Here is a 12,876-nt window from a genome sequence, read left to right as displayed (position 1 = left end):
AACATCGTTGATTAGTCAAAAAACTTTTAATTGAAGAGTTTGATCATGGCTCAGATTGAACGCTGGCGGTAGGCTTAACACATGCAAGTCGAGCGGAAACGAAGAATAGCTTGCTATTCTGGCGTCGAGCGGCGGACGGGTGAGTAATGCTTGGGAATCTGCCTAGTCGAGGGGGACAACAGTTGGAAACGACTGCTAATACCGCATACGACCTACGGGTGAAAGGGGGCCTCTTCTTGAAAGCTCTCGCGACTAGATGAGCCCAAGTGGGATTAGCTTGTTGGTGAGGTAAGAGCTCACCAAGGCGACGATCCCTAGCTGGTCTGAGAGGATGATCAGCCACACTGGAACTGAGACACGGTCCAGACTCCTACGGGAGGCAGCAGTGGGGAATATTGCACAATGGGGGAAACCCTGATGCAGCCATACCGCGTGTATGAAGAAGGCCTTAGGGTTGTAAAGTACTTTCAGCGAGGAGGAAAGGCAGTAGATTAATACTCTACTGCTGTGACGTTACTCGCAGAAGAAGCACCGGCTAACTCCGTGCCAGCAGCCGCGGTAATACGGAGGGTGCAAGCGTTAATCGGAATTACTGGGCGTAAAGCGCATGCAGGCGGTTTGTTAAGCGAGATGTGAAAGCCCCGGGCTCAACCTGGGAACTGCATTTCGAACTGGCAAACTAGAGTTCTTGAGAGGGTGGTAGAATTTCAGGTGTAGCGGTGAAATGCGTAGAGATCTGAAGGAATACCAGTGGCGAAGGCGGCCACCTGGCAAGTAACTGACGCTCAGATGCGAAAGCGTGGGTAGCAAACGGGATTAGATACCCCGGTAGTCCACGCCGTAAACGATGTCTACTCGGAGTTTGGTTCCTTGAGAACTGGGCTCTTAAGCTAACGCATTAAGTAGACCGCCTGGGGAGTACGGCCGCAAGGTTAAAACTCAAATGAATTGACGGGGGCCCGCACAAGCGGTGGAGCATGTGGTTTAATTCGATGCAACGCGAAGAACCTTACCTACTCTTGACATCCATAGAACTTTTCAGAGATGAATTGGTGCCTTCGGGAACTATGAGACAGGTGCTGCATGGCTGTCGTCAGCTCGTGTTGTGAAATGTTGGGTTAAGTCCCGCAACGAGCGCAACCCTTATCCTTATTTGCCAGCACGTAATGGTGGGAACTCTAAGGAGACTGCCGGTGATAAACCGGAGGAAGGTGGGGACGACGTCAAGTCATCATGGCCCTTACGAGTAGGGCTACACACGTGCTACAATGGCGCATACAAAGGGCTGCAAACCAGCAATGGTAAGCGAATCCCATAAAGTGCGTCGTAGTCCGGATTGGGGTCTGCAACTCGACCCCATGAAGTCGGAATCGCTAGTAATCGTGAATCAGAATGTCACGGTGAATACGTTCCCGGGCCTTGTACACACCGCCCGTCACACCATGGGAGTGGGCTGCACCAGAAGTCATTAGCTTAACCTTCGGGAGGGCGATGACCACGGTGTGGTTCATGACTGGGGTGAAGTCGTAACAAGGTAGCCCTAGGGGAACCTGGGGCTGGATCACCTCCTTACGTAAAGTTGTTAATTTTTGTAAGTGCCCACACAAATTGCTTGAATAGAAAGTTGAATAGTATGTCTTACTAATAGTAAGACGCTAGTAAGCAAAGATAAGCAATCGCTTGTTTATCTTTGCTTTTTAGCAAATTGCTCTTTAAAAATTTGGAAAGCTGAATAAATAAAGAAGTTCTTAAAACACGTTATTACTTCGGTAATAACAATATAGTGTTCTTGAGTATTCTTGAGGCGAAAAAAACTAGATAATACCTAGTTATTTCAATTGTACGGTCGACTTTAGATTGTATGGTTAAGTGACTAAGCGTATACGGTGGATGCCTAGGCAGTCAGAGGCGATGAAGGACGTGTTAATCTGCGTTAAGCTGTGGGGAGTTGATAAAAAGCGTTAATCCACAGATTTCCGAATGGGGGAACCCACTCTACTTTGTAGAGTATCGTAACGTGAATACATAGCGTTACGAAGCGAACCGGGAGAACTGAAACATCTAAGTACCCCGAGGAAAAGAAATCAATAGAGATACCCTTAGTAGCGGCGAGCGAACGGGGTCTAGCCCTTAAGCAGTTTGGAAGTTAGTGGAAGATTCTGGAAAGTTTCACGATACAGGGTGATAGTCCCGTACATGAAAACGACCTTACTGTGAAATCGAGTAGGACGGCACACGTGATATGCTGTTTGAATATGGGAGGACCATCTTCCAAGGCTAAATACTACTGACTGACCGATAGTGAACCAGTACCGTGAGGGAAAGGCGAAAAGAACCCCTGTGAGGGGAGTGAAATAGAACCTGAAACCGTATACGTACAAGCAGTGGGAGCAGACTTGTTCTGTGACTGCGTACCTTTTGTATAATGGGTCAACGACTTAATTTCAGTAGCAAGGTTAAGCGAATAGCGGAGCCGTAGGGAAACCGAGTGTTAACTGCGCGAATAGTTGCTGGGATTAGACCCGAAACCCGGTGATCTAGCCATGGGCAGGTTGAAGGTTGAGTAACATCAACTGGAGGACCGAACCGACTAATGTTGAAAAATTAGCGGATGACTTGTGGCTGGGGGTGAAAGGCCAATCAAACCGGGAGATAGCTGGTTCTCCTCGAAAGCTATTTAGGTAGCGCCTCGCGTCTAACTATTGGGGGTAGAGCACTGTTAAGGCTAGGGGGTCATCCCGACTTACCAACCCTTTGCAAACTCCGAATACCAATAAGTTCAATCGCGGGAGACACACGGCGGGTGCTAACGTCCGTCGTGGAAAGGGAAACAACCCAGACCGTCAGCTAAGGTCCCAAAGTGTATGTTAAGTGGGAAACGATGTGGAAAGGCTCAGACAGCCAGGAAGTTGGCTTAGAAGCAGCCATCTTTTAAAGAAAGCGTAATAGCTCACTGGTCGAGTCGGTCTGCGCGGAAGATTTAACGGGGCTAAACATACCACCGAAGCTACGGATGCAAGACTTGTTCTTGCATGGTAGAGGAGCGTTCTGTAAGCCGTCGAAGGTGAGTTGAGAAGCTTGCTGGAGGTATCAGAAGTGCGAATGTTGACATGAGTAACGATAATGGGGGTGAAAAACCTCCACGCCGAAAGACCAAGGGTTCCTGTCCAACGTTAATCGGGGCAGGGTGAGTCGACCCCTAAGGCGAGGCCGAAAGGCGTAGTCGATGGGAAACAGGTTAATATTCCTGTACTCACTTATATTGCGATGGGGTGACGGAGAAGGTTAGGCTAGCATGGCGATGGTTGTCCATGTTTAAGGTTGTAGGCTGTGTGCTTAGGTAAATCCGGGCGCACATTAAGGCTGAGAGCTGATGACGAGTCTCTACGGAGATGAAGTAGTTGATACCCGGCTTCCAGGAAAAACCTCTAAGCTTCAGATATAAGAGAATCGTACCCCAAACCGACACAGGTGGTTAGGTAGAGAATACTAAGGCGCTTGAGAGAACTCGGGTGAAGGAACTAGGCAAAATGGTACCGTAACTTCGGGAGAAGGTACGCCGATGATGGTGAAGGACTTGCTCCGTAAGCTATTGTCGGTCGCAGAGAAATGGTGGCTGCAACTGTTTATTAAAAACACAGCACTGTGCAAAATCGAAAGATGACGTATACGGTGTGACGCCTGCCCGGTGCCGGAAGGTTAATTGATTGGGTTAGACTTAGGTCGAAGCTCATGATCGAAGCCCCGGTAAACGGCGGCCGTAACTATAACGGTCCTAAGGTAGCGAAATTCCTTGTCGGGTAAGTTCCGACCTGCACGAATGGCGTAATGATGGCCACGCTGTCTCCACCCGAGACTCAGTGAAATTGAAATCGCTGTTAAGATGCAGTGTACCCGCGGCTAGACGGAAAGACCCCGTGAACCTTTACTATAGCTTGGCACTGAACATTGAACCTACATGTGTAGGATAGGTGGGAGACGTTGAAGCATTGTCGCTAGATGATGTGGAGTCAACCTTGAAATACCACCCTTGTACGTTTGATGTTCTAACGTAGGCCCCTTATCGGGGTTGCGGACAGTGTCTGGTGGGTAGTTTGACTGGGGCGGTCTCCTCCCAAAGAGTAACGGAGGAGCACGAAGGTTGGCTAAACATGGTTGGACATCATGTGGTTAGTGCAAAGGCATAAGCCAGCTTAACTGCGAGACAGACACGTCGAGCAGGTACGAAAGTAGGTCTTAGTGATCCGGTGGTTCTGAATGGAAGGGCCATCGCTCAACGGATAAAAGGTACTCCGGGGATAACAGGCTGATACCGCCCAAGAGTTCATATCGACGGCGGTGTTTGGCACCTCGATGTCGGCTCATCACATCCTGGGGCTGAAGTTGGTCCCAAGGGTATGGCTGTTCGCCATTTAAAGTGGTACGCGAGCTGGGTTTAGAACGTCGTGAGACAGTTCGGTCCCTATCTGCCGTGGGCGTTTGAGAATTGAGAGGAGCTGCTCCTAGTACGAGAGGACCGGAGTGGACGAACCACTGGTGTTCGGGTTGTTATGCCAATAGCATTGCCCGGTAGCTAAGTTCGGAACTGATAACCGCTGAAAGCATCTAAGCGGGAAGCAGGCCTCGAGATGAGTTCTCACTGGGACTTTAAGTCCCCTGAAGGGCCGTTGGAGACTACAACGTTGATAGGCAAGGTGTGTAAGTGCTGTGAGGCATTGAGCTAACTTGTACTAATTACCCGTGAGGCTTAACCATACAAACTGAAGTATGATTAATTGAAATATCGACTTAAGAATAGACAGAACACTTTATGTTTTAAAGACTTCTTTATTTATAGCTTTTCAGATTTTAAAGATACAACTTGAAAGCAAACCAAATTTGCTTGGTGACCATAGTGTTGCGGTACCACCTGATCCCATTCCGAACTCAGTAGTGAAACGTAATAACGCCGATGGTAGTGTGGGGCTTCCCCATGTGAGAGTAGGGCATCGCCAAGCGCCAAATTAGAGAGCCGATATCAGCGATGATATCGGCTTTTTTGTGTCTGTAATTTACACCTGTGATGTGATTATTGCGCGTTTGAATTAAAAATACCGAGCTTAACCAGCAGCGTTGGTTGCTATAAACGTATTCCAACTAATAAAAAACCAGCCGATGGCTGGTTTTTGTGTAACTGGCGTTCGATTAGTCAAAAGGAACGGCTCTTCGTAGTCAATTCGCTTGTGAACACGCACCGTTATTTTTAGTTTGAGTGAATGTTGGGCCTTATATTCACTGAATATAATGAGCAAAAAAGTTATTTTATGCTCAACGCTGATTATTTTGGCTAATTATAGTCGCGCTCTGTTCCGGGACAGAACTAGATTAATAGATTTGGTTAGTATTTTTTATCCATGAGACGAATTGGTATTAGTAAGGCTGTAGGGAATTGAATGCTGTAATAGTAGTCGTTCGTATGAATCGTGATCGTTAATACGCGTGTTATTGCTGGTTTTTCCTGCACTAAATATTAAATCAATATAAGTGCATAAAATGGATTGCTAATGTGATCTAAATCCCTATAATGCATCCCACTGACACGGCAAGAGCCGCTCAGTAAGGTGTTTAAAAAGAACTTAGGTTACTTTTTAAACGTCCTGAATAAAGCATAAATATGTGCTTGACTTCGAATCTGGTTTGCGTAGAATACGCAGCCTGACTAAGACGCAAAGCGTTGATGTCAATGCTCTTTAACAATTTATTCAAGCAATCTGTGTGAGCACTTGCAGAGATATAATGACCAAAAATTATATCAATGTAATTGTGAACATTAAATTAAATCGAAAGATTTGGTTTTATAAACAACAAACCTCGGTTTGTTGTTGAAGTACAGAATTCATTGAGCCGACTTAATCAACATCGTTGATTAGTCAAAAAACTTTTAATTGAAGAGTTTGATCATGGCTCAGATTGAACGCTGGCGGTAGGCTTAACACATGCAAGTCGAGCGGAAACGAAGAATAGCTTGCTATTCTGGCGTCGAGCGGCGGACGGGTGAGTAATGCTTGGGAATCTGCCTAGTCGAGGGGGACAACAGTTGGAAACGACTGCTAATACCGCATACGACCTACGGGTGAAAGGGGGCCTCTTCTTGAAAGCTCTCGCGACTAGATGAGCCCAAGTGGGATTAGCTTGTTGGTGAGGTAAGAGCTCACCAAGGCGACGATCCCTAGCTGGTCTGAGAGGATGATCAGCCACACTGGAACTGAGACACGGTCCAGACTCCTACGGGAGGCAGCAGTGGGGAATATTGCACAATGGGGGAAACCCTGATGCAGCCATACCGCGTGTATGAAGAAGGCCTTAGGGTTGTAAAGTACTTTCAGCGAGGAGGAAAGGCAGTAGATTAATACTCTACTGCTGTGACGTTACTCGCAGAAGAAGCACCGGCTAACTCCGTGCCAGCAGCCGCGGTAATACGGAGGGTGCAAGCGTTAATCGGAATTACTGGGCGTAAAGCGCATGCAGGCGGTTTGTTAAGCGAGATGTGAAAGCCCCGGGCTCAACCTGGGAACTGCATTTCGAACTGGCAAACTAGAGTTCTTGAGAGGGTGGTAGAATTTCAGGTGTAGCGGTGAAATGCGTAGAGATCTGAAGGAATACCAGTGGCGAAGGCGGCCACCTGGCAAGTAACTGACGCTCAGATGCGAAAGCGTGGGTAGCAAACGGGATTAGATACCCCGGTAGTCCACGCCGTAAACGATGTCTACTCGGAGTTTGGTTCCTTGAGAACTGGGCTCTTAAGCTAACGCATTAAGTAGACCGCCTGGGGAGTACGGCCGCAAGGTTAAAACTCAAATGAATTGACGGGGGCCCGCACAAGCGGTGGAGCATGTGGTTTAATTCGATGCAACGCGAAGAACCTTACCTACTCTTGACATCCATAGAACTTTTCAGAGATGAATTGGTGCCTTCGGGAACTATGAGACAGGTGCTGCATGGCTGTCGTCAGCTCGTGTTGTGAAATGTTGGGTTAAGTCCCGCAACGAGCGCAACCCTTATCCTTATTTGCCAGCACGTAATGGTGGGAACTCTAAGGAGACTGCCGGTGATAAACCGGAGGAAGGTGGGGACGACGTCAAGTCATCATGGCCCTTACGAGTAGGGCTACACACGTGCTACAATGGCGCATACAAAGGGCTGCAAACCAGCAATGGTAAGCGAATCCCATAAAGTGCGTCGTAGTCCGGATTGGGGTCTGCAACTCGACCCCATGAAGTCGGAATCGCTAGTAATCGTGAATCAGAATGTCACGGTGAATACGTTCCCGGGCCTTGTACACACCGCCCGTCACACCATGGGAGTGGGCTGCACCAGAAGTCATTAGCTTAACCTTCGGGAGGGCGATGACCACGGTGTGGTTCATGACTGGGGTGAAGTCGTAACAAGGTAGCCCTAGGGGAACCTGGGGCTGGATCACCTCCTTACGTAAAGTTGTTAATTTTTGTAAGTGCCCACACAAATTGCTTGAATAGAAAGTTGAATAGTATGTCTTACTAATAGTAAGACGCTAGTAAGCAAAGATAAGCAATCGCTTGTTTATCTTTGCTTTTTAGCAAATTGCTCTTTAAAAATTTGGAAAGCTGAATAAATAAAGAAGTTCTTAAAACACGTTATTGCTTCGGCAATAACAATATAGTGTTCTTGAGTATTCTTGAGGCGAAAAAAACTAGATAATACCTAGTTATTTCAATTGTACGGTCGACTTTAGATTGTATGGTTAAGTGACTAAGCGTATACGGTGGATGCCTAGGCAGTCAGAGGCGATGAAGGACGTGTTAATCTGCGTTAAGCTGTGGGGAGTTGATAAAAAGCGTTAATCCACAGATTTCCGAATGGGGGAACCCACTCTACTTTGTAGAGTATCGTAACGTGAATACATAGCGTTACGAAGCGAACCGGGAGAACTGAAACATCTAAGTACCCCGAGGAAAAGAAATCAATAGAGATACCCTTAGTAGCGGCGAGCGAACGGGGTCTAGCCCTTAAGCAGTTTGGAAGTTAGTGGAAGATTCTGGAAAGTTTCACGATACAGGGTGATAGTCCCGTACATGAAAACGACCTTACTGTGAAATCGAGTAGGACGGCACACGTGATATGCTGTTTGAATATGGGAGGACCATCTTCCAAGGCTAAATACTACTGACTGACCGATAGTGAACCAGTACCGTGAGGGAAAGGCGAAAAGAACCCCTGTGAGGGGAGTGAAATAGAACCTGAAACCGTATACGTACAAGCAGTGGGAGCAGACTTGTTCTGTGACTGCGTACCTTTTGTATAATGGGTCAACGACTTAATTTCAGTAGCAAGGTTAAGCGAATAGCGGAGCCGTAGGGAAACCGAGTGTTAACTGCGCGAATAGTTGCTGGGATTAGACCCGAAACCCGGTGATCTAGCCATGGGCAGGTTGAAGGTTGAGTAACATCAACTGGAGGACCGAACCGACTAATGTTGAAAAATTAGCGGATGACTTGTGGCTGGGGGTGAAAGGCCAATCAAACCGGGAGATAGCTGGTTCTCCTCGAAAGCTATTTAGGTAGCGCCTCGCGTCTAACTATTGGGGGTAGAGCACTGTTAAGGCTAGGGGGTCATCCCGACTTACCAACCCTTTGCAAACTCCGAATACCAATAAGTTCAATCGCGGGAGACACACGGCGGGTGCTAACGTCCGTCGTGGAAAGGGAAACAACCCAGACCGTCAGCTAAGGTCCCAAAGTGTATGTTAAGTGGGAAACGATGTGGAAAGGCTCAGACAGCCAGGAAGTTGGCTTAGAAGCAGCCATCTTTTAAAGAAAGCGTAATAGCTCACTGGTCGAGTCGGTCTGCGCGGAAGATTTAACGGGGCTAAACATACCACCGAAGCTACGGATGCAAGACTTGTTCTTGCATGGTAGAGGAGCGTTCTGTAAGCCGTCGAAGGTGAGTTGAGAAGCTTGCTGGAGGTATCAGAAGTGCGAATGTTGACATGAGTAACGATAATGGGGGTGAAAAACCTCCACGCCGAAAGACCAAGGGTTCCTGTCCAACGTTAATCGGGGCAGGGTGAGTCGACCCCTAAGGCGAGGCCGAAAGGCGTAGTCGATGGGAAACAGGTTAATATTCCTGTACTCACTTATATTGCGATGGGGTGACGGAGAAGGTTAGGCTAGCATGGCGATGGTTGTCCATGTTTAAGGTTGTAGGCTGTGTGCTTAGGTAAATCCGGGCGCACATTAGGCTGAGAGCTGATGACGAGTCTCTACGGAGATGAAGTAGTTGATACCCGGCTTCCAGGAAAAACCTCTAAGCTTCAGATATAAGAGAATCGTACCCCAAACCGACACAGGTGGTTAGGTAGAGAATACTAAGGCGCTTGAGAGAACTCGGGTGAAGGAACTAGGCAAAATGGTACCGTAACTTCGGGAGAAGGTACGCCGATGATGGTGAAGGACTTGCTCCGTAAGCTATTGTCGGTCGCAGAGAAATGGTGGCTGCAACTGTTTATTAAAAACACAGCACTGTGCAAAATCGAAAGATGACGTATACGGTGTGACGCCTGCCCGGTGCCGGAAGGTTAATTGATTGGGTTAGACTTAGGTCGAAGCTCATGATCGAAGCCCCGGTAAACGGCGGCCGTAACTATAACGGTCCTAAGGTAGCGAAATTCCTTGTCGGGTAAGTTCCGACCTGCACGAATGGCGTAATGATGGCCACGCTGTCTCCACCCGAGACTCAGTGAAATTGAAATCGCTGTTAAGATGCAGTGTACCCGCGGCTAGACGGAAAGACCCCGTGAACCTTTACTATAGCTTGGCACTGAACATTGAACCTACATGTGTAGGATAGGTGGGAGACGTTGAAGCATTGTCGCTAGATGATGTGGAGTCAACCTTGAAATACCACCCTTGTACGTTTGATGTTCTAACGTAGGCCCCTTATCGGGGTTGCGGACAGTGTCTGGTGGGTAGTTTGACTGGGGCGGTCTCCTCCCAAAGAGTAACGGAGGAGCACGAAGGTTGGCTAAACATGGTTGGACATCATGTGGTTAGTGCAAAGGCATAAGCCAGCTTAACTGCGAGACAGACACGTCGAGCAGGTACGAAAGTAGGTCTTAGTGATCCGGTGGTTCTGAATGGAAGGGCCATCGCTCAACGGATAAAAGGTACTCCGGGGATAACAGGCTGATACCGCCCAAGAGTTCATATCGACGGCGGTGTTTGGCACCTCGATGTCGGCTCATCACATCCTGGGGCTGAAGTTGGTCCCAAGGGTATGGCTGTTCGCCATTTAAAGTGGTACGCGAGCTGGGTTTAGAACGTCGTGAGACAGTTCGGTCCCTATCTGCCGTGGGCGTTTGAGAATTGAGAGGAGCTGCTCCTAGTACGAGAGGACCGGAGTGGACGAACCACTGGTGTTCGGGTTGTTATGCCAATAGCATTGCCCGGTAGCTAAGTTCGGAACTGATAACCGCTGAAAGCATCTAAGCGGGAAGCAGGCCTCGAGATGAGTTCTCACTGGGACTTTAAGTCCCCTGAAGGGCCGTTGGAGACTACAACGTTGATAGGCAAGGTGTGTAAGTGCTGTGAGGCATTGAGCTAACTTGTACTAATTACCCGTGAGGCTTAACCATACAAACTGAAGTATGATTAATTGAAATATCGACTTAAGAATAGACAGAACACTTTATGTTTTAAAGACTTCTTTATTTATAGCTTTTCAGATTTTAAAGATACAACTTGAAAGCAAACCAAATTTGCTTGGTGACCATAGTGTTGCGGTACCACCTGATCCCATTCCGAACTCAGTAGTGAAACGTAATAACGCCGATGGTAGTGTGGGGCTTCCCCATGTGAGAGTAGGGCATCGCCAAGCGCCAAATTAGAGAGAGCCGATATCAGCGATGATATCGGCTTTTTTGTGTCTGTAATTTAAAGGTAGGGATATTGCTTATGTTAAATTACAAACTTTACTCTGGCTGAATCAAGCCAAGTGATTGACAATAAAAAACCAGCCTGCGGCTGGTTTTTGTGTATTTTTATTAGGCTAAGTAGAGCGTAATATCTTTATCGTTAATGGATTAACGCCATGCCTTGAAGGTATTGATTAAACCATTCGTAGAACTATCATGGCTATCAATTAATTGATCATCATTTAATTCTGGTAAAATTTGATTGGCTAATTGCTTACCTAATTCAACCCCCCATTGATCAAAACTAAAAATATTCCATATAATACCTTGTGTGAAGATCTTATGTTCATACATGGCTAACAACGAACCAAGTGTTTTAGGTGTCAGTTGTTTGAATAAAATAGAGTTGGTTGGGTTGTTGCCTTTAAACGTTTTAAACTCAGCTAATGTGGCAATGTCTGCTTCTGACATACCAGAATCTGTTAATTCATCAATCACTGTTTGTTTTGATTTACCGAACGCTAACGCTTCTGTTTGTGCAAAGAAGTTAGACATTAGTTTTACATGATGATCTGAGATCTTATTATGTGATTGTGCTGGTGCAATAAAATCACATGGGATAAGTTTTGTGCCTTGGTGGATTAATTGATAGAAAGCATGTTGACCGTTTGTCCCAGGTTCACCCCAGATAATAGGACCTGTTTGGTAATCAACGGCTTTGCCATCACGATCAACACTCTTACCATTTGATTCCATATTACCTTGCTGGAAATAAGCAGCAAAACGATGCATATACTGATCGTAAGGTAAAATAGCTTCGCTTTCAGCACCGAAAAAGTTGTTATACCAAACCCCAATTAATGCCAAAATAACTGGGATATTATCTTCCAACGGTGTTTCAATAAAATGCTTATCCATTTCATGTGCACCGCTGAGTAACTCTTCGAAATTATCGAAGCCAATACTAAGTGCAATCGATAAACCAATTGCTGACCAAAGTGAATAGCGACCGCCAACCCAATCCCAAAACTCGAACATATTTTTGGTATCGATACCAAACGCTTGAACAGCGACTGCATTTGTTGATAATGCTGCAAAGTGAGATGCAACATGCTCTTCACTTTCAGCATTCGCCAAGAACCATGATCGTGCACTGTGTGCATTTGTCATTGTTTCTTGTGTCGTAAATGTTTTTGATGCAATTAAAAATAATGTTGTTTCAGGATTTAAGCCTTTTAATGTTTCTGCTATATGGGTACCGTCAACATTTGAAACAAAGTGCATGTTTAGATGATTTTTATATGGTTTTAATGCTTCAGTAACCATGTATGGACCTAAGTCAGAACCACCAATACCGATATTGACGATATCTGTAATTGATTTACCTGTATATCCTTTCCAATTTCCACTAATGATGTCCTGACAAAATGCTTTCATTTGAATTAGGACCGCATTTATAGCTGGCATTATATCTTCGCCATCAACCATTACCGGTGTATTACTGCGATTTCTAAGTGCTGTATGTAATACTGCTCTTTTTTCAGTTTGGTTGATTTGTTCACCTGACACCATCGCACTAATAGCTGCGGGTAAATCCATCTCATGCGCAAGTGCAGTTAATTTTTTCAGTGTGCATTGGGTGATTATATTTTTAGAGAAGTCGCATAAAATATCATTATTGAATTGCTTTGAGAATTGTTCGAATCTATTAGTGTCATTCGAAAACAAAGTACTGATATTTGTTTTTTGCATGTCTAAATAGTGTGCTTGTAAGGCATGCCAAGCATTCGTTTCTGTTGGATTCATGATTTTATTTTTCACTTTTACTAAATGGAATTTGGTAATTAATCTACATATAAGACAGATGAAGATGTTTTAAGGCGCTTCATTCAGCTGTACTCTAATTATATAAGTAATTTTCTTACATGATGATTATTTTTCATAAAAAT

Annotated in this window: 1 protein-coding gene and 6 rRNA genes; 6 read left to right on the top strand and 1 reads right to left on the bottom strand. The window is 46.0% G+C overall.

Features of this window, described 5'->3' with window-relative positions:
* Positions 1-27: 27 nt before the first annotated feature.
* The 6 genes from HWV02_RS22570 (at position 28) to rrf (HWV02_RS22545) (ending at position 10,890) form a co-directional block, all read left to right on the top strand.
* Positions 28-1,572, top strand: a 16S ribosomal RNA gene (locus HWV02_RS22570).
* 291 nt (positions 1,573-1,863) lie between these two features.
* Positions 1,864-4,755, top strand: a 23S ribosomal RNA gene (locus HWV02_RS22565).
* A 126-nt stretch (positions 4,756-4,881) separates the two neighbouring features.
* A 5S ribosomal RNA gene (gene rrf, locus HWV02_RS22560) occupies positions 4,882-4,997 on the top strand.
* A gap of 924 nt (positions 4,998-5,921) precedes the next feature.
* Positions 5,922-7,466 (top strand): 16S ribosomal RNA (locus HWV02_RS22555).
* 291 nt (positions 7,467-7,757) lie between these two features.
* Positions 7,758-10,648 (top strand): 23S ribosomal RNA (locus HWV02_RS22550).
* A 126-nt stretch (positions 10,649-10,774) separates the two neighbouring features.
* Positions 10,775-10,890 (top strand): 5S ribosomal RNA (gene rrf, locus HWV02_RS22545).
* Together the 16S, 23S and 5S rRNA genes form the textbook arrangement of a ribosomal RNA operon.
* A 205-nt stretch (positions 10,891-11,095) precedes the next feature.
* Here the strand turns inward: rrf (HWV02_RS22545) and pgi are convergent.
* Positions 11,096-12,733, bottom strand: a complete 1,638-nt coding sequence (pgi, locus tag HWV02_RS22540) for a glucose-6-phosphate isomerase (RefSeq protein ID WP_211689363.1) — start codon at positions 12,731-12,733, stop codon at positions 11,096-11,098.
* Positions 12,734-12,876 lie beyond the last annotated feature (143 nt).

Origin of the sequence: Moritella sp. 28, assembly GCF_018219435.1 — a bacterium.
GTDB lineage: Bacteria > Pseudomonadota > Gammaproteobacteria > Enterobacterales > Moritellaceae > Moritella.
This window is presented reverse-complemented; position numbering and strand designations above follow the sequence as displayed.

Bases quoted from the DNA above. Each gene is read 5' to 3' on its own strand.
- pgi (WP_211689363.1), bottom strand. From the start codon at position 12,733: ATGAATCCAACAGAAACGAATGCTTGGCATGCCTTACAAGCACACTAT.